This window comes from Bradyrhizobium sp. HKCCYLS1011 (assembly GCF_051167795.1).
In the GTDB taxonomy this organism is placed as follows: domain Bacteria; phylum Pseudomonadota; class Alphaproteobacteria; order Rhizobiales; family Xanthobacteraceae; genus Bradyrhizobium.
Genome location: NZ_JBNPTT010000010.1, coordinates 267,134 through 285,848, shown reverse-complemented (window position 1 = coordinate 285,848; position 18,715 = coordinate 267,134). Strand labels below are relative to the sequence as shown.

General features: G+C 65.5%; 16 protein-coding genes. 12 read left to right on the top strand and 4 right to left on the bottom strand.

Annotation, left to right across the window (positions count from 1 at the left end):
• Positions 1 to 80: 80 nt before the first annotated feature.
• Entirely contained in the window at positions 81 to 1,667 is a 1,587-nt protein-coding gene (locus tag ACQR1W_RS30655) for an MDR family MFS transporter (protein WP_434854257.1), read from the top strand.
• Positions 1,668 to 1,676: 9 nt separating this feature from the next.
• Here ACQR1W_RS30655 and ACQR1W_RS30650 read toward each other — a convergent pair whose 3' ends face one another.
• The 3 genes from ACQR1W_RS30650 to ACQR1W_RS30640 form a co-directional block, all read right to left on the bottom strand.
• The gene (locus tag ACQR1W_RS30650; protein WP_434854256.1) at positions 1,677 to 3,344 is read right to left on the bottom strand and encodes a thiamine pyrophosphate-requiring protein; all 1,668 of its coding nucleotides are present in this window, start codon (positions 3,342 to 3,344) and stop codon (positions 1,677 to 1,679) included.
• Positions 3,345 to 3,438: 94 nt separating this feature from the next.
• Entirely contained in the window at positions 3,439 to 5,031 is a 1,593-nt protein-coding gene (locus ACQR1W_RS30645) for an MBL fold metallo-hydrolase (protein ID WP_434854255.1), read from the bottom strand.
• Between the two features lie 31 nt (positions 5,032 to 5,062).
• Positions 5,063 to 6,604, bottom strand: coding sequence for a thymidine phosphorylase family protein (locus ACQR1W_RS30640; protein WP_434854254.1), 1,542 nt, complete (start codon positions 6,602 to 6,604; stop codon positions 5,063 to 5,065).
• Positions 6,605 to 6,846: 242 nt separating this feature from the next.
• Between ACQR1W_RS30640 and ACQR1W_RS30635 the strand changes: the two genes are divergently transcribed.
• On the top strand, positions 6,847 to 7,011 hold the full coding sequence (locus ACQR1W_RS30635; protein ID WP_008974359.1) for a Flp family type IVb pilin: 165 nt from the start codon (positions 6,847 to 6,849) through the stop codon (positions 7,009 to 7,011).
• A 33-nt stretch (positions 7,012 to 7,044) separates the two neighbouring features.
• Here ACQR1W_RS30635 and ACQR1W_RS30630 read toward each other — a convergent pair whose 3' ends face one another.
• Positions 7,045 to 8,034, bottom strand: coding sequence for a Ku protein (locus ACQR1W_RS30630; RefSeq protein ID WP_434854253.1), 990 nt, complete (start codon positions 8,032 to 8,034; stop codon positions 7,045 to 7,047).
• A 235-nt stretch (positions 8,035 to 8,269) separates the two neighbouring features.
• On the opposite strand from ACQR1W_RS30630, the gene ACQR1W_RS30625 reads away from it, so the two are divergent.
• The 10 genes from ACQR1W_RS30625 (at position 8,270) to ACQR1W_RS30580 (ending at position 18,596) form a co-directional block, all read left to right on the top strand.
• Positions 8,270 to 8,422 carry a hypothetical protein gene (locus ACQR1W_RS30625; protein WP_434854252.1) on the top strand — a complete coding sequence of 51 codons (153 nt, stop codon included), beginning with the start codon at positions 8,270 to 8,272 and terminating at the stop codon, positions 8,420 to 8,422.
• A 383-nt stretch (positions 8,423 to 8,805) separates the two neighbouring features.
• On the top strand, positions 8,806 to 9,480 hold the full coding sequence (locus tag ACQR1W_RS30620) for a response regulator transcription factor (RefSeq protein WP_008970087.1): 675 nt from the start codon (positions 8,806 to 8,808) through the stop codon (positions 9,478 to 9,480).
• 58 nt (positions 9,481 to 9,538) lie between these two features.
• Entirely contained in the window at positions 9,539 to 10,915 is a 1,377-nt protein-coding gene (locus tag ACQR1W_RS30615) for an ATP-binding protein (protein WP_434854251.1), read from the top strand.
• Positions 10,916 to 11,018: 103 nt separating this feature from the next.
• Entirely contained in the window at positions 11,019 to 12,440 is a 1,422-nt protein-coding gene (locus ACQR1W_RS30610) for a hypothetical protein (RefSeq protein ID WP_434854250.1), read from the top strand.
• A 124-nt stretch (positions 12,441 to 12,564) separates the two neighbouring features.
• The gene (locus tag ACQR1W_RS30605) at positions 12,565 to 12,834 is read left to right on the top strand and encodes a hypothetical protein (RefSeq protein WP_434854249.1); all 270 of its coding nucleotides are present in this window, start codon (positions 12,565 to 12,567) and stop codon (positions 12,832 to 12,834) included.
• A gap of 137 nt (positions 12,835 to 12,971) precedes the next feature.
• Positions 12,972 to 14,093 (top strand): c-type cytochrome biogenesis protein CcmI, encoded by a 1,122-nt coding sequence (gene ccmI / locus ACQR1W_RS30600; RefSeq protein WP_434854248.1) that lies wholly within the window; start codon positions 12,972 to 12,974, stop codon positions 14,091 to 14,093.
• 30 nt (positions 14,094 to 14,123) lie between these two features.
• A complete protein-coding gene (gene ccmE / locus ACQR1W_RS30595) occupies positions 14,124 to 14,648 on the top strand; it encodes a cytochrome c maturation protein CcmE (RefSeq protein ID WP_434854247.1) in 525 nt (174 codons plus the stop codon).
• On the top strand, positions 14,645 to 16,627 hold the full coding sequence (locus ACQR1W_RS30590; protein ID WP_434854246.1) for a heme lyase CcmF/NrfE family subunit: 1,983 nt from the start codon (positions 14,645 to 14,647) through the stop codon (positions 16,625 to 16,627). The genes ccmE and ACQR1W_RS30590 overlap by 4 nt, the downstream gene beginning before the upstream one ends.
• Positions 16,628 to 16,632: 5 nt before the next feature.
• Positions 16,633 to 17,121 (top strand): cytochrome c-type biogenesis protein, encoded by a 489-nt coding sequence (locus tag ACQR1W_RS30585; RefSeq protein ID WP_434854245.1) that lies wholly within the window; start codon positions 16,633 to 16,635, stop codon positions 17,119 to 17,121.
• Positions 17,122 to 17,252: 131 nt separating this feature from the next.
• On the top strand, positions 17,253 to 18,596 hold the full coding sequence (locus ACQR1W_RS30580) for a methyl-accepting chemotaxis protein (RefSeq protein ID WP_434854244.1): 1,344 nt from the start codon (positions 17,253 to 17,255) through the stop codon (positions 18,594 to 18,596).
• Positions 18,597 to 18,715 lie beyond the last annotated feature (119 nt).

Genomic DNA, 18,715 nt, shown 5'->3' with positions numbered 1-18,715 from the left:
GGGAAATTTATCCCTTAGATGGTTGGCTACTCAGCGAATCTGCGGGGTTCCTCCTCGCTGGCCGAACAACACTATTCCCCATGAACAAGTTTCAACGGCAGAGCCGCTACCCTGCCGCCGCCACCTCCGTGCCTGAAGACATCGCCGCCGAGCTGCCCGCGCTGCCGCCGCAGGTGCGTGCGGTCGCCGACGCGCCGCCAATCGCGCCGCCGGTGCCACTGACCCCGGCCGAGGTCCGCACCATCCTGATGAGCCTTCTGCTCACGATGTTCCTGGCCGCGCTTGACCAGACCATCGTGGCGACGGCGCTGCCGACCATCGGTCGTGAGTTCCACGATGTCGAGAACCTCTCCTGGGTGATCACCGCGTATCTCTTGGCCTCCACGGCGGTGGCCCCTGTGTTCGGCACCTTGAGCGACATCTATGGCCGCCGCGCCATGATCATCACCTCGCTCAGCCTGTTCATCGCGGGATCGGTGCTTTGCGCGCTGGCGCCCAACATGACTGTCCTGGTGCTTGCCCGCGGCCTGCAGGGGCTCGGCGGCGGCGGCATCATGCCGGTGGTGCAGACGGTGATCTCGGACGTGATCAGTCCGCGCGAGCGCGGCCAATATCAGGCCTATTTCAGCGCGGTCTGGATGGTGGCCGGCCTGTTGGGGCCCGTGATCGGGGGCTTCTTCGCCGATCATCTGCACTGGTCGATGATCTTCTGGATCAACCTGCCACTCGCGGTCGGGGCGCTGGTGCTGCTGCTGCCGAAGATGGCGCGCATCCCAGCCTATCACCGCTTGCGCAGCGTCGACTGGCTCGGGGGGCTGCTTCTGATGGCGTCCGCCGTCGTCTTCATGCTGGTCCTGAGCTGGGGTGGCCATAAGCTCGCCTGGCTGTCACCAGCGATCCTGGCGATGATCGGCGCCGCCGTGGCCCTGGCGCTTGGCTTCGTCTGGCATGCGCAGCGCTCCGACGAGCCGTTCCTGCCGTTATCCCTGATCGGCGGCCGCGTCGTGCCCTTTGGCCTGTTGATCAGCGGCTGTGCGCTCGGCGCGATGATCGGGCTCACCGTCTATCTGCCGCTGTATTACGAGGTGGTCTACCATCTCTCTGCGAGCCAGGCGGGTCTTGGACTGATTCCGCTGGCGGCGATATCGACCCTTGGCGCAGCGATTGCCGGCCGCACCATGGCGCGGGTCAAGCACTACAAGCGGGTTGCGATCGCGGGCACCATCACCGCAGCGCTGGCGGCGACGGCGATGACGCTGATGACGCCCTCGCTGTGGACGCTGGTGGCGCTGCTTTCGGTGTTCGGCGTCGGTCTGGGGACGCCGTTTCCGATCTGCGTGGTCGCGCTGCAGAACGCTGTGCCTCGCGCCCAGGTCGGCACCATCACCGGCGCCATGAACTTCTTTCGCGCCATGATGTCCTCGTTCACGGTTGCCGCCTTCGGTGCAATCCTGCTGATGGCGCTCGGCGCCGACGTCTCTCTGGCGGAGGGCGCGAGCGGCGCGGTCACCGGGATTGCAGCTGCCGATATGGTCCACGCCTTCCGCTACGTCTTCGGTGCGGCCGCGGCGATGCTTTCCTGTGCCGCCGTCTGCATGATCCTGATGGAGGAGCGGCCGCTCGCCGGCCCGGCCGTACCGCCGCCGGCGATCGAGATGGCGGAGTAGCCCCACCACTCACGTGCCCGGCCGTGACACCTCCGTCTCCTTGCTGGTGATGAACTCCAGCAAGACGGGAATGCCTTCCTTGGTCTTGGCGACGCCGCGCATGATCGCGGGCACGATGTCGTCCGGCTTGGTGACGCGCTCGCCATAGCCGCCGAAGGCGCGCGCCATTGCGGCGTAGTCGCCGGAAATGTCGGTCGAGCGGTACTTCTCGGTCGACACTGGCATCACCTTCAGCTCGATCGCCATCGAGAAATTGTTGAGCAGAATGGACATGATCGGGATGCGCTCGCGGACCGCTGTCTCGAAATCCATCCCGGTGAAGCCGATCGCCGCGTCGCCCCAGACATTGATGCAGAGCTTGTCGGGCGCGGCGAGCTTGGCCCCCATCGCGAGCCCAAGTCCGTAGCCGAGCTGGGTGGTCTTGCCCCAGCCAAGGTAGGAGAGCGGCTGGGTCGCCTTCCAGAACGGGGAGAGTTGGTCACGCGGACTGCCGGCATCATGAGTGATGATGGTGTTTTCGATATCGACGGTGTGCTGAAGGTCCCATAGCACGCGATAAGGATTGAGAGGCGCGTCGTTGGACGTCAGCTTCGGCAACCACTTCTCGATCCACCCCTTGTTGATGGCCGCAATCTCGGTGGCGATCGCAGATGCATCCCGATCCGATGGGACCTGCGGCTCGATCTCCGCAAGCAGTGCATCGAGCACGAGGCCGGCATCGCCGACCAAGCCGATCTTGGCCTCGACGTCCTTGTTGAGATGATTGGGATCGAGCGTGGCATGAATGATGGTTTTTCCTTTCGGCATCGCGACGCCGAAATTGGTTTCGGTGAAGGAGCAGCCGATGCCGAAAATCACGTCGGCGTCCTTCAGGAATGTCGCCACCGCGCGCGGCACCGCGAGCCCGCCCGAGCCGAGGGACAGCGGGTGCGTCTCCGGAAATGACGACTTGCCGCCGAGGCTGGTGGTGACGGGGATGGCGAGTCGTTCGGCCAGCCGCTTCAATTGCGGCCAGGCCCGCGCGTAATGCACACCCTGGCCGGCATAGAGCACCGGACGCTTGGCGCCGATCAGCAGTGCGGCCGCCTCCCTGACATGGACGGGATCAGCGCCGTAGCGCGTGCGCAGGACCGGGCTGTAGTTCAGTGGTTCCGGCACCTCCTCGTTCCACATGTCGGAGGGAATCTCGACGATCACGGGGCCGCCGCGGCCGTTCTTCAGCTTGGTGAAGGCGCGACGGAAGACGTTGCAGACCTCGCTCGCCAGGATAATCGCCTCGGCCGATTTGGCGAATGGCCGCATCGCCTGCGATGAATTGAAGTTCGGCTCGACCTGCGACAGCCGCCGCGCATAACCCATCGGCAGCACCAGCACGGGCACGGACTCGCCAAAACACTGCGCGACGCCGCCCATCGCGTTCTCGGCGCCGGGACCGTGCTGCATGCAGAACGCACCGATCTTGTGGCCTGACGTGACGCGCGAGATCGCGTCGGCCATGTGCAGTCCGATCCGTTCCTGCCGCACCATCACCGGGCGGATGTCGGCTTGCGCCGCAAATTCGATCAGATGATTGACGGGATAGCCGGTGAGGATCTCGATGCCTTCGCGCTTCATGATCTCCGCGATGGCGGCGCCCAGTTTCATGGTGATGTCCTCCCGATGTTCTGTCGCGGCCAATGTCGTGCCTGGCCTGAGAAGACAATTGGATCAGGAAAAGGGGCTGCGGTATAGCCGTCCGGGGACATCAGCCCATGCAGGGGACGCGCCAGCGCTAGTCCGCCAGCGCGCGGCGCAGCCGCCGGACGATCACGCCGCGGGCACGGTCGTCGGCGGCTTGTTCGATCCGCGCGTTGATATCGAGCATGAGCTCGGACATCTCATTGTGCCAGTCGAGCCGGGTGACAGCCTCCGGCGCGAGCCGGCGCCGATGGGCGACGTCGAGCGGCGTCGGCACGGCGGTTGTGAGTTCATAGACATCGTCGAGCAAAGGCTCGAACAGCTTCGCCGACGGCAGGATCCGCTCGGCGACGCGCGCAGCGAGCCCGGAAATCGCGGCGTCTTCGCCATGGACCAGGAATAGACCGCGGGCTACGGGACGGCGAGCTGAGATCCAGCGTGCGATCTCGCCTCCGTCGGCATGACCGGAATAGTCGTCCAGCGTGCGGATGCGTGCGGCGACCTTGATCTCCTCGCCTTGGATACGCACGGCCTTGACGCCGTCCTGCAGGAAGCGGCCGAGCGTACCGTGGGCCTGATAGCCGACCAGAAGCACGGTCGCGTGATTGTTCCACAGCCAGCGCTTCAGGTGATGACGGATGCGGCCGGCATCGCACATGCCGCTGGCGGCGATGATGATGTGGAAACCGGTGAGTCTTGCAATCGATTTGCTCTCGTCGACCGTCTCGGTGAAGTGCAGATGTGGCGAAGCGAGCAGGCGGCTGACATCGACGCTGGTATCGAGGCTTGCGGCATGCTGACGGAATACTTCGGTGGCCCGGATCGCCAGCGGCGAGTCTAGGAAGATCGGAGCTGGCGGAATCGCGCCGAGCTCCATCAGCGCGACCAGATCGACGATCAGTTCCTGTGTGCGCTCGACCGCGAAAGCCGGAATCAGCAGCGCACCATCGGCGGCCGCGGCGTCGCGCACCTCTGCGGCCAGCCGCTCGCGCCTGAGCTCAGGCGTGGTGCGCTCGCGGATGCGGTCGCCATAGGTGGATTCTGAAATGACGTAGTCGAACCCGGCCGGCGCCTGCGGATCGGGCTGCAGCAGCTTGGCGTCCGGACCGATGTCGCCGGACGCCAGCAGCCGGAGCGAGGCGCCACCGCGACCTTCGCCGGCGATCTCGATCTCGATCGAGGCGGAGCCGAGCAGGTGGCCGGCGTTCCAGTAGCGGGCGCGCACGCCGGGGATGACATCGGTCCAGGTCTCGTAGTCGATTGCCTGGAAGGCGCGCATCGCAGCCACCGCGTCGGCCTGGGTGTAGATCGGCGTGACGTCGGCTCGGCCGCGTGTGGCATTCCGGCGGTTCAGCGCCAGGACCTCCTGTTCCTGGATGCTGCCCGCGTCGGGCAGCATATAGGAGCAGAGATCGATGGTGCCGCGGGTCGCGAGGATTCGTCCGCGAAAGCCTTCCTTCACCAGCTTCGGGAGCAGCCCGCTGTGATCGATATGGGCGTGTGTCAGCAGCACCGCATCGATGTCGGAAGGATGGAACGGGAAGACGCCGTAGTTCAATTCCTTGAGCGTCTTCTGGCCCTGAAACAGGCCGCAATCGATCAGCAAATGACCGGCATCGGTTCGCACCAGATAGCAGGAGCCGGTCACGGTATGCGCCGCACCGCAAAATCGAACTGTGACGCTCATGGTTTGCGCTCCCGAAATGCCGATCTCGCCGTCACCGAATGCCGCCCTCGCGCAGAGGCGTCGCACCAAGTGCGTAGCCGTCATCCGTCCTCGCCGCCGCTGCGGCGAGATCGTGCGAGGACGGATCGCAGGCGAACACGCGATACAGCGGCTCGCCCTGTTGGACCGGGTCGCCAATCTTCTTGAACAGGCGGATGCCGGCTCCTTTGTTGATCGGCGCGCCGGCGGTACGGGCCAGTCGGTTGAGCCGCAGGCAATCGATCGCGGCTATGACGCCGTCGCGCTCGGCTTTGACCTCGAAGACAAGATCGCCGAGCCGGCTCTCGCATTCCGGCGGCCCCTGCGCGTCGATGATCTTCTGCATCTGCCTCATGGCCGCGCCGCTGTCGAGCAGGTCGCGCGCCCGGTCATAGCCGGCGCCGCCTCGCAATTGCGGATCGTATTCGAGCAGATGTGCGGCGAGCCGCAGCGACTTCTCCCTGAGATCGGCCGGTGCGGCCGGATCGTTGGCGAGGACCGCCATCACGTCTCGCGCTTCCAGTACCGGACCGATCCCGTTGCCGATAGGCTGGCGGCCGTCGGTCGTGATCACCTCGACCGTGATGCCGAACCGGTCGCCGACGAATTCGAACAGCTTGCGCAGCCGCATCGCTTCCGCGCCGCTGGTCAGCTTCGCGGTGGGGCCGACCGGCAGGTCGATCAGGAGATGCGTGGAGCCGGCGGCAAGCTTCTTGGACATGATCGAGGCGACCATCTGCTCGCGGGTGTCGAGGCTGAGCGGACGCTCGACGGAGATCAGGATGTCGTCCGCCGGCGACAGGTTCACGTGCCCGCCCCAGACCAGGCAGCCGTTGCAGGCGGTGACGATCGATTTCATTTCCTCGGCGCCGACATTGACCCGGGCCAGCACTTCCATCGTATCGGCGGTACCGGCCGGCGAGGTGATCGCGCGCGATGACGTCTTCGGGATCGGCAGCCCGTGAGCGGCGACGATCGGCACGACCACCATCGAGGTGCGGTTGCCGGGAATGCCGCCGATGCAGTGCTTGTCGACGACGATGGGCTCGTTCCATTTCAGCTGCGTACCGGCGCCGGCCATGGCGCGGGTCAAGGCCAGCAGCTCGCCAGAAGTCATGAAACTCGCAGAGCCGATCAGGAAAGCCGCGATCTCCATATCGGAGTAGCGGTAATGAGAGAGGTCGTCGATCACGGCGGCGATCGCCTGGTCGCTCAAGGTCTCGCCACGGATCTTGGCACGAACGGCCTCCAGGCTGTCGGGCGGTGCCGCAGGCGAGACCACCGCGAGCGTGCCGACCGGCTCCGCAAAGCGGCGTAGCGCCGGCTCGGACAGGCCGATTTCGTCCGGCCCGACCAGATTGTCGTCGTCCGTGATCAGGAGCGTGGCAAGCAGGAGGCGCGAATCGCAGCGCAGCTCGACTCGGCTGAAGCCGCGGAAGACCTCGGCGCGCAGCGCCTTGGACCGCCGCGAAATCACCACGACGTTCTCCCGCCCGGTGTCTAGGGCGACGCTTCGGATGCGGAGCTGTGGACGAGAGGTATCGGCGGTGCTCATGGAGGACAACGGGATCAGGAGCGTCCTCCATACGTCGCCGGCTCCAGAACCTCTTGACCCAGATCATGCCGGCGCAATCGGCGCCGGATGTCACGGAATCTTCGAAATATCGGCTGATCTATTCGATCAGGTTAACTTATTGTTCAAGCCGATCGCAGAGGGTCGATGGACTGAAGACCCTCCATTTTGGACGTGCGACGATTGCGCGCGAGACGATTTTGACCCGTCGACGGGAGTTTGGAATGCGGCAGATGATTGCGAAGTTCGTCAACGATCAGGCCGGCGCCACCTCGATCGAATATGCGATCATTGCAGGCATGCTCAGCATTGTCATCCTGGCAGCGGTCAACGGCGTCGGCTCGACGCTGAGCAGCAAGTTCGCGTCCGTGAACAGCTCGCTCAAATAGCGCGCTGGCGGCTGATCTGAACAATGCCGCCGCTCAGCTCGCCTTTCGGGTGCGGGCGGAGGTGCGGACCGGCCGTTCGGCCTTCTTCGGCTCCTGCTTCTCGGCTTGCTTCTCAGTCTCTTTGGCCTTCTTGCCGCTGATCGGCAGCAGCATCTCACGCTGACCTTCGGCGCGCTTCTTCGCCTTCTTGGCCTTGGACTTCGGAGCAGGGGCCTCCTTCGCCGCAGCGGCAGCCGGTGCTTCACCCGAACTGGCGAGGCTGCGCTTGAGCGCATCCATCAGGTTGATCACGTTGCCGCTGGTCTTCGGCGGCGCCTTGGCGGCGATCGTCACGCCGCTGCGTTTCTTGTTGATGAGGTCGATCAGCGCCGCCTCATAGTGATCCTCGAATTTGTCCGGCTCGAAATCGGCCGATTTCTTCTCGACGATATGCTGCGCGAGATCCAGCATCTCCTTGGTGATCTTTACATCCTGGATGTCGTCGAAATATTCGCGCTCGCTGCGCACCTCGTAGGGGTAGCGCAGCAGCGTCCCCATCAGGCCCTTGTCGAGTGGTTCGAGCGCAACGATGTGCTCGCGATTGGTCAGGACGATGCGGCCGATCGCGACCTTGTTCATGCTGCGGATGGTCTCGCGGATCACCGCGAAGGCGTCATGGCCGACCTTGCCGTCGGGGACCAGATAATAGGGGCGGATCAGGTAGCGGCTGTCGATCTCGCTGCGCGGGACGAATTCGTCGATCTCGATGGTGTGGGTCGATTCCAGCGCGATATCGTCGAGCTCGTCCTTGGTCACCTCGATATAGGTGTCGGTGTCCACCTTGTAGCCCTTGACGATGTCCTCGCTGGCGACCTCCTCGCCGCTCTCCGCGTCAACCTTGGAATATTTGATACGATGGCCGGTCTTGCGGTTGATCTGGTTGAACGAGACCTTTTCGGACTCCGATGTCGCCGGATAAAGCGCGACCGGACAGGTCACGAGCGACAGCCGCAGAAATCCCTTCCAATTGGCGCGCGGGGCCATGACCTACTCCGAACCAGGTTACTCCGAACTCGACCGTTCAGGGGATCGTTAGCAAAAGGACGGTCCGAAAGGATAACACCCAACCCCCCGGATTCAAGCAAGGCTCCTGGTCGAATCTTGCATTGGCGTTAACTCGTCGCACCTCGGAGCGTGCCGGAACATCGTCTGGTATCGGACGTTGCACCGAGCACACCGAGACGAAATCGCCTTTGCAGATACCATGGAGCTGAGCGTCATGGCCACCAGACGACAGTCGCAGATCGTCGAAACCCCGACCGAGGCGCGCCAGGGCGAGCCTGGCCCGTCGGTCCTTGCGATGCTGGCCATCTCGACCGGACTAGCCTTGTTGATCCTCGGTCTGATCTGGTTCGTGTTCTTCCATACCTGAGCGAGCAAGGCGGCGCCGGCCGACCGGCGCCGCCGCACGCGCAGCATCCGCTCCGGGGCGGTCGCGGCGTGCGCACTTCAAAAGACCGGGGGGTGAATGCGCGCATTGAGGTCGGAACCTGCGCCCCCCTTCTCAGCCGTCAATATCCGACCATGTGCGCGCTCCGCAGCTGCCCGGATGCGCCCCGAGGCCTTCCCGGAGGCCGCTTCCACGGTCTATATCCTCCGAAGATATCTGCACGATATCGGGTGCGCCGAACCCGCGGCGCGGCTTTGATGACCAAAAAGTAAGGTCGGCGCGACGGTTCCGTTCATGGACGGTTCACGGCATTCCGGCTCATCTTGAGGGCACAAAAATCGTGCAGTTCACCTGTGGAGGCAAGCGTGCGCCTGCTCGTTGTCGAGGACGATCCGGATCTCAACCGCCAGCTGACGACGGCGTTGACCGATGCCGGATATGTGGTCGATCGCGCTTTTGACGGCGAGGAGGGGCACTATCTCGGCGATAGCGAGCCCTATGATGCTGTCGTGCTCGATATCGGCCTGCCGAAGATGGACGGCATCTCGGTGCTGGAGGCCTGGCGGCGCAATGGGCGGGCAATGCCGGTCCTGATCCTGACCGCGCGTGACCGCTGGAGCGACAAGGTCCAGGGGTTTGATGCCGGGGCCGACGACTATGTCGCCAAGCCCTTCCATCTGGAGGAGGTGCTGGCGCGCATCCGCGCGCTGTTGCGGCGCTCCGCCGGCCATGCCCAGAGCGAGCTGACCTGCGGCCCGGTGACCCTCGACACCCGGACCAACAAGGTCACCGTGTCAGGCAATCCGGTCAAGATGACCTCGCATGAGTACCGCCTGCTGCAATATCTGATGCACCATGTCGGCCGCGTGGTCTCGCGCAGCGAGCTGGTCGAGCATCTCTACGATCAGGATTTCGACCGCGACTCCAACACGATCGAGGTCTTCGTCGGTCGCATCCGGAAGAAGCTCGATGTAGACGTGATCCAGACCGTGCGGGGGCTCGGCTATCTGCTCACGCCGCCGCCATCCACCGGGACCTGATCGCGTGCGAGCGTCGTTGCGGGTGGCCGAGCATCGCCGCTTTCGCTAATTTGCCCTCATGCGCCAAAGTTCGCTTGCCACCCGGCTGTTTCTGTCCGCGACCGCGTGGCTCGTCGTCATCCTCGCGATCACCGGCATCGTCCTGTCCTCGGTCTACCGTAATGCGACCGAGCGGGCCTTCGACCGCAGGCTCAACCTGTATCTCCGTACCCTGATTGCCGAGGTGGCAACGCCGGACGATCCTCCTGACCGCCAGTTCCAGTCGCTCGGCGAGCCGCTATTCGAGCTGCCGCTGTCCGGCTGGTATTGGCAGATCGCGCGCACGGATGGCGACAAGCCGGACGTGCGGGCCTCCCGCTCGCTGTGGGACAAGAAGCTGCCGAAGCTCGACGACGAGGGGATCGAGCTGTCCGCGGCCGGTATTCGGATCGGCTATGTCGAGGGGCCCGAGAACCAGCAGCTGCGGATGGTCGAGCGCCCGGTCGATCTCGGCGCCGATGGCAAGTTCCTGGTCAGCGTCGCCGGCGACGCATCCGAGATTTTCGATGAGACCCGCAGCTTCGACTATTATCTCGGTGGCACCTTCACCGCGCTCGGCATCGTGCTCCTGCTCACCACGCTGTTTCAGGTTCGCTATGGTCTGGCGCCATTGAAGCGGATTTCGGAGGGGATCGCCGATATCCGCTCCGGGCGCGCGGAGCGGCTGGAGGGTGAGTTTCCGGTCGAAATCGCGCCCCTGGCGCGCGAGACCAATGCGCTGCTCGAGGCCAACCGCGAGATCGTGGAGCGCGCGCGCATGCATGTCGGCAATCTCGCACATGCGATCAAGACGCCGCTCTCGGTGATCGTCAATGAAGCTGCCGCGCATCGCGCCGAGCCGTTCGCGGCCAAGGTGATGGAGCAGGCCGATGTGATGCGCGACCAGGTCACCCATCATCTCGAACGGGCCCGGCTTGCCGCGCGCGTGACCATCGTCGGCACGGTGACCGAGGTGGCGCCGGCGATCGAGGCGCTCCGGCGGACGATGGAAAAGATCTATCGCGAGCGCAGCATCGTGGTCGAGGCCACGACCGATCCGAACATCAGATTCCGCGGCGAACGGCAGGATCTCGAGGAGATGGCCGGCAACTTGGTCGACAATGCCTGCAAATGGGCCTCGTCCCGGGTTTCGATCGAGGCTGCGGCGGTGCCGCCGGCGCAGGCCGGCGCCGCGCCGATGCTGCGGATCATCGTCGACGATGACGGGCGCGGGTTGTCGGCGGCCGAGCGCGCCCAGGTCTCGCGCCGTGGCCAGCGATTGGACGAGTCCAAGCCGGGGTCGGGGCTGGGGCTGTCGATCGTCAGCGACCTGGCTGCGCTCTATGGCGGTAGTCTGACGCTGTCGGATGCGCCGATCGGCGGCTTGCGGGCCGAATTGAGGCTGCCGGCGATCTAAGCAAATGCAATGACCCTAAAGGGGTTCTTAATACCGCGGCCCCTATGCTGAGCGAACGGGGACGCGCTTGGTGCATCGCCCGCGTTGAAGTGCATGCCGGCACATGGTTCAGACAGCTCAAGAACGGTTAAGGGAATATCTCGGCCAGCTGCCGGCGAATGCGCAGGCGCTGCTGATGCGGGAATTCGAACGGGCGATCGAGCGCGGGCAGGATGTGGCCGTCGCGACGCTCGTGCTTGAGCAGCTGCGCAAGGTGATTCGGACCGACAGCCCGGCACGCACGGACAGCAAGCCCGCGGCGCCGGAGCGGCGCGAGCATGGCGACGCGCCGCGACGCCTGTATCGCCCGATCGAGCCGTTTCTGACCGATAGTACCGGATCAATCCGGCCCGGGCAGATCCGCAGGTCCTCGCTGATGCCGGTCTGGCAATGGCTCGGCCGCGAAGGCGCGCCGGAGAAGACCCGCGACTACGAGGATGCGATATCGGCCCACGGCGAGAATTCGCGCGAGGCCGAGGTCGCCTGCCGGAAGCTGCAGCTCGCCGCGGCCGAGGCGCTGCTCAAGCTGGTGGGGCCGAACGCGACCGGCGACCGCCAGCGCGCGTTGGCCCGCATCGGCACGCCGACCGTGATCGAGGATCTTCTGCCGATCGCGCTGGTGCTGCAGAACCGCGAAGCTCTTGACGGTCTCAATGGCCGGCTGCCGGGCATGATCCGCGCGCTCGGGGATTCCCAGATCGCCTCGGTCACCGAGGCCATCAACGTGCCCTCGCTGCAGACGCCGCAGATGCTGCCCTTCGCGCTATCGCTGGTGACGCAGCGGCTGGTCGCGCCCTGGCAGATCATCCGGCTGGCGATCAAGATCGCCGCATCCGATGACGAGATCCGGGTGGCTGCGACTGCCTACGGCGTCGCGGTCACGATGGCGCTGCACGATCTGGCCAGCCTGGCGGCGGGATTGCGCGCCGACATCCGGCGCGGCCATTTCACCAATCTCGGCGATACGCTGAAGACCCTGCACGACGGCGTCCGCGGCCTGCGCACCGAGCTCGATCTGCGCAGCGAATCGACCTGGGGCAAGCAGCTCACCGCGATCCGGGCCGACATCTCCAATGCGCTGCAGTCCGAGATCGACAGCGTCCCCGGCCGCGTCCGACGCATCCTGCGCCAGCGCGCCGACAAGGACATTCCGCCGGGCGCGGGGGTCGACACCAGCGAAGTCGATGAGGTGGCGGCGCTGATCGAGTTCGTGGCGGTCTGCCGGACTTATGCGAGCGAGCTCGCGATCAACGAGGTGACGCTGCGCACCTATTCCGACCTGCAGCAATATGTCGAGAAGGCCACCGAAGCGCTGGTGCAATCGCTGCGATCGGGCGACGCCCGGGCGCGCGCCTATCGGCAGTCGCAGGTCTCCGCCGCCATCAAGTTCTGCGACGTGCTGTTCGGTCACGACTACGCCGCGCTGATGAGCCGGGCCGCGGACAATGCCAAGAGTGGCGAACGCAAGACGTCGCGCGCCGGCTAATAGTTAACACGCGATTTAGCACGACATCTTAGCACGACCGACTGGAACAATTACCGGTTGACCGCGGCGTGTTCTCGCGCGTACGTACGCAGTTGTTGGCAAACAACTGATTTTAATTACGATCATGATTTCCGTATTGAATTTCGTCGAACTCGAAAACCGCGTTGTTTCCGTCACCTATCGCAACCTGATGGTGAAAGCCAAGGTTGTCCTGGTCGATCGAGCAAGCGGGACCCAATTGGCCGATCCGGTCACCACGATCACCTCTCCGATGCCGGTCGGATCCTTGCGGATCCGGCTGCCGGCATCGGTCAAGCCGGGAACCTATTTCCTGATGGCGTTGAACGGTCATGGCGACTATGTGGCCAAGAGCGCCGAGTTCGAGCTCGCCTAACTACGTAGTGTTCCTGAGTTTTTTGGGTTTTCCCGCTGCGCTACCAAGCGGCCAATTGTGAATTGCCGCAAGCAGCGGCGCTGGCTAAAAGCGGCGCACGGTTGCTTGCCGGTGAGCGCCGCTGGAAACCCCGCCTGATGACCCCTTGGTTCGTGTTTGCGCTGATGACGGCCGCGGCGATCTTCGCCGTCCTGCTGCCCCTGGGGCTCGGCGCGCGCAAGGCTGCCAGCGGGGAGGAGGTCGCGGTCTACAAGGACCAACTGGCGGAAATCGAACGCGATCTTTCCAGCGGCCTGATCGGCAAGGCTGAGGCGGAGGCGGCCCGCGTCGAGATCGGCCGCCGGCTGCTTGCGGCCGCGGACCAGGCGCAGGATGCGCCGGCCGGCAACAGTCTCGGCATGCGCCGCATCGCGGCCGTGCTGGCGCTGATCGGCCTGCCGGTGGTCGTGCTCGGCGTTTATCTGCCGCTCGGCTCGCCGCTGCTGCCCGATTTTCCGCTGGTCGCGCGGACGGGACCGTCGAACGGATCGCAGCCGCTCGAGGCGCTGGTGAATCAGGTCGAGCAGCATCTGCAGAAGAATCCCACCGACGCGCGGGGCTGGAATGTGCTGGCGCCGGTGCTGGCCCGGTTGGGCCGCCCCGACGATGCGATCCGCGCTTATCGCAACGCGATCACGTATGGCGGCGACAAGGCCGCGCTTCGGGCCGATCTCGGCGAAGTGATCACGGCGAGCGCCGGCGGCGTGGTCACCGCCGACGCCAAAACCGAGTTCGAGCGGGCGCATGCGCTCGACGCCGACGAGCCGAAGTCGAATTATTTCCTCGGCCTTGCCGCCGAGCAGGATGGACGCAAGACCGACGCTGCGGCGATCTGGCGGGCGATGCTTGCCAAGGCGCCGGCGGACGCGCCGTGGCGGCCGCTGGTCACGGCCTCGCTCAAGCGGGTTGGCGGCGGCGAGGCCCCGGCGGGCGCCGAAGCCCCGGCGCTTCCCGCCGAGACCATGGCTGCTGCCAAGGCCATGAATGACGGCGATCGTGAGGCAATGATCCGCGGCATGGTGGATCGTCTTGCCACACGGCTGAAGCAGAATGGCGACGACGTCGAGGGATGGTTGCGGCTGGTGCGCGCCTATATGGTGATGGGGGATGTCGACAAGGCCAAAAGCGCGTTGTCGGAGGCCCGTCAGGCGGTTGCCAATGATGCTGAGCATTTGCGGCAGCTCAACGAGGGGCTCAAGGCGCTCGGCTTGGATGGATGACGGGGTAACTCCCGCGGTCAGGATATTGGGATGACACGCAAGCAAAGGCGGTTGACGATCATCGGCGGTGCGCTCGCCGTGCTCGCGGTGGCGGCGGCGCTGGTTCTGAATGCGCTGCGCGACTCCATCGTGTTCTTCTCGACCCCGACCATGGTCGCGGAAAAGCACATCGGGCCTGGCCGCAGGTTCCGGCTCGGCGGCCTGGTGCAGCCGGGCTCGCTGGTGCGCGGCCAGGATCTTGCGGTCACCTTCGAGGTGGCCGATGGCGGGGCCAAGCTGCCGGTCGCCTACAAGGGCATTCTCCCGGACCTATTCCGCGAAGGGCAGGGCGTGGTCGCCGAAGGCGCGCTGGATGCGAACGGCGTGTTCAAGGCCGACACCGTGCTCGCCAAGCATGACGAGACCTACATGCCCAAGGAGGTCGCCGACGCCTTGAAGAAGCAGGGCCATTGGAAGGACGATTACGGCAAGCCGGCCGCCGCCAAGGACGCCGCTAAGCCGGCCCCGGTCTCGATGCGCGACGGCGCCGAGCGCACCGCAGGAGCGACGCAGTGATTGCAGAGGGCGGACATTATGCGCTGGTGCTGGCGCTGGGCCTGGCGCTGATCCAATCCACCGTGCCGTTAATCGGCGCGCGCCTGCGTGACCCCGCGCTGATGAATGTCGCGCGCTCGGCGGCGCTGGCGCAGCTCCTGTTTGTCGGCGGCTCGTTCCTGGCGCTGGTCACGCTGCACGTGACCTCGGACTTCTCGGTCGTCAACGTGGTCGAGAACTCGCACTCGATGAAGCCGCTGATCTACAAGATCACCGGCGTCTGGGGCAATCATGAGGGCTCGATGCTGTTGTGGGTGTCGATCCTGGCGCTGTTCGGCGGCTTGGTCGCGGCCTTCGGCAACAATCTGCCGCTGTCGCTCCGCGCGCGCGTGCTCAGCGTGCAGGCCTGGATCGCCAGCGCCTTCTATCTCTTCATCCTGATCACCTCGAACCCGTTCGCGCGGATCGCCAATCCGCCGCTCGAGGGCCGCGATCTCAATCCGATCCTGCAGGACATCGGGCTCGCGGTGCATCCGCCGATGCTCTATCTCGGCTATGTCGGCTTCTCGATCTCGTTCTCCTTCGCCATCGCCGCGCTGATCGAGGGCCGGATCGACGCTGCCTGGGCGCGCTGGGTGCGGCCCTGGACCCTGATGGCCTGGATCTTCCTCACGCTTGGCATCGCGATGGGCTCCTACTGGGCCTATTACGAGCTCGGCTGGGGCGGCTGGTGGTTCTGGGATCCGGTCGAGAACGCCTCCTTGATGCCATGGCTCGCCGGCACCGCGCTGTTGCATTCGGCGCTGGTGATGGAGAAGCGCAACGCGCTGAAGGTCTGGACCATCCTGCTGTCGATCCTGACCTTTTCGCTGTCTTTGCTCGGCACCTTCCTGGTCCGCTCCGGCGTGTTGACTTCGGTGCATGCCTTCGCCACCGACCCGACGCGGGGCGTCTTCATCCTGCTCATCCTCTGCGTCTTCATCGGCGGCAGCCTGACCCTGTTCGCGGGGCGCGCGGCGTCGCTGAAGCAGGGCGGATTGTTCGCGCCGATCTCGCGCGAAGGCGCATTGGTGCTCAACAACCTGCTGCTCACCACCGCCTGCGCCACCGTGTTCGTGGGCACGCTCTATCCGCTGATGTTGGAGGTGCTCACCGGTGAGAAGATCTCGGTCGGGGCGCCGTTCTTCAATCTCACCTTCGGTCCGCTGTTCGTGCCGCTTCTGGTCGCAGTCCCCTTCGGGCCGATGCTGGCCTGGAAGCGCGGCGACCTGCTCGGCGCCGCCCAGCGGCTGCTGGCGGCTGGCATCGTCGCGCTGGTCGCGATCGCCTTGGCCTGGGCCTGGGCGCGTGGCGGCAGCGCGCTGGCGCCGATCGCGATCGGGCTCGGCATCTTCGTCATCGCCGGCGCGGTGACGGATCTTGCCGAGCGCATCGGCCTGTTCAGGATGCCTGCGAACACGGCGTTGCACCGGGCGCGCGGCCTGCCGCGGGCGGTCTGGGGCACCGCCTTCGCCCATGCCGGCCTCGGCGTGGCCCTGATCGGGATCGTCTGCGAGACCACCTGGAACAGCGAACTCATCGGCACCATGCGTCCGGGCGACGTCAGGGGGCTTGCCGGCTACGAGATCGCATTCAACGGCATGAGCCAGCGTCAGGGCCCGAATTTCAACGAGCTGATCAGCTCGTTCTCGGTCAGCGTCGACGGCCGCCGGATCGGCGTGATGACGCCGTCGAAGCGCAGCTTCACCACCCGCGGCATGTCAACGACGGAAGCCGCGCTGATGACGCGCGGCGTCAGCCAGCTCTACATTTCGCTCGGCGATACGACCGCCGACGGCGGCATCGCGGTCCGCGCCTATCACAAGCCGCTGGTGCTTCTGATCTGGTTCGGCCCGGTGCTGATGGCGTTCGGCGGTCTGCTGTCGCTGTCCGACCGGCGCCTGCGCGTCGGCGCTCCGCAACCGGCGCGCAGCCTGCGCGGCCTGCAGCCGGCGGAGTAGCAACCATGCGGCGGATGTTCCCGGCAGCGGTCCTGATGCTCGCTCTGTTGGCGTCGCCGGCGGTTCATGCGGTGCAGCCGGACGAGATCATGGCCGATCCGGCCAAGGAGGCGCGGGCGCGCAATCTGTCGCGCGAACTGCGCTGCATGGTCTGCCAGAACCAGTCGATCGACGATTCCGAGGCGCCGCTGGCGCGCGACCTCAGGCTTCTGGTGCGCGAGCGAATCGCGGCCGGCGACAGCGACCATCAGGTGATCGACTTCCTGGTCGCCCGCTACGGCCAGTTCGTGCTGCTGAAGCCGCGCTTCGAGCGCGAGACGCTGGCGCTCTGGCTGCTGCCGCCCTTGGTTTTGCTCGGCGGCGGCATCGCGCTCTGGCTGCAGGCGCGGCGGCGCGGACAGCGCGCCGTCGATGCGACGCCCCGTCTTTCCGCCGAGGAGGAGGCGCGGCTCGCCGCGTTGATGTCGGCCGAAGGCAAGCCGCCGCTGTCGTGAGCGGTATTGCGCGGCGCAATGCGCGCAACGGAGGGCAGCTCCGTGCTCGCCACGCGGCTGAACTTACCGCTTATTTTACCTTTCTCTGGAACTTTGCGGGCTATGCGTTCACGTAGCTCTGAGCAAAGCCGATGTTCTCCAACAGCAATCTGACGATCCGCTTCCTGGTCGGAGGCGTGGTGGCGTCTCTTCTGTTCCTGCTGGCGATCGGCGGCGGCACCGGTTTCATCGCGGTGCTCTATCTGAACAACCACATCACGAGCCTGTCGTCGGATTTCGCGAGCCTGAGCGGACCGGCGCGGGAGCACGCGACGCTGATCTATCAGCAGGCGCAGTCGGCCTTCTCCTATTTCCTGATCGCCTGCGCCGCGATTGCCGTCTTCGCCTGCACCGTCTGCCTCATGACCTATGCGGCCGTGCAGAACGGCATCCTGCGGCCGCTCGCGGCGATGGTGCGCGCCATGCGCGACGTCGCCGATCAGAAATTCGAAACGAAGATTCCAGGCCTCGGCCTGTCCAATGAGATCGGCCTGCTCGCGAGCGCGCTCGAAGTGTTCAAGACCAACGGCATCGAGCGGCAGCGCCTGACCGAGCGCGAACGGCAGGAGGCGCAGCGCCAGGGCGAGCGCTCGCGTTATCTCGATGGCCGCATCGAGACCTTCAACGGCATGGTGGCCAACGTCGTGGGCAGCGTTGCCTCCTCGGCTGTGCGGCTGAAGAGCAATGCCGAGACGCTGTCGCGGGCGGCCAACGACACCTCGACCAAGGCCAACGCGGTCGCGGCTGCGGCGAGCCACGCCAATCGCAGCGTGCAGACGGTCGCCGGCTCGACCGAGGAGATGACGCAGTCGATCGGCACCATCAGCCGTCGTGTCTCCGATGCCACCCAGCGCGCCGAGGGCGCGGCGTCGCAGGCCGAGAAGAGCAAGAATACGATTCACGCGCTGTCGGATGCGGCCGAGAAGATCGGCGCCGTGGTGCAGCTGGTGCAGGCGATCGCCTCGCAGACCAACCTGTTGGCGCTCAACGCCACCATCGAGGCGGCGCGCGCGGGCGAGGCCGGCAAGGGCTTCTCGGTGGTCGCATCAGAAGTGAAGAACCTGGCCGATCAGACCAGCAAGGCCACCGACGAAATCTCCTCGCACGTTGCCAGCATCCAGGGCATCACCGCGGAGACGCGCGGCGCCATCGACGGCATCTCGACCACGCTGTCGGAGATCAGCGCCATCATGTCCGGCATCGAGGTCGACACCTCGCAGCAGCGCAACGCCACCCAGGATATTTCGAAGAGCGTCCAGGAAGCCGCGCGCGGCACGCTGGATGTCTCCAACCACATCGCCCAGATCACCTCGACCTCGGCCGAAACCGGCAAGATGGCCAACGACGCCCGCGACGCCGCCGGCGAGCTGTCGCAGCAGGCCGAGACGCTGAAGCGCGAGGTCGACGCGTTCATCATCAGCGTCAAGGCGAGCTGATCCGACTATCCTCGGTGTCATCCCCGCGCAGGCGGGGATCCAGTACACGCAGGAGGTCGTTGTGATCCGAGAAGCCGCGGCATACTGGATTCCCCGCCTTCGCGGGGAATGACAGGGGA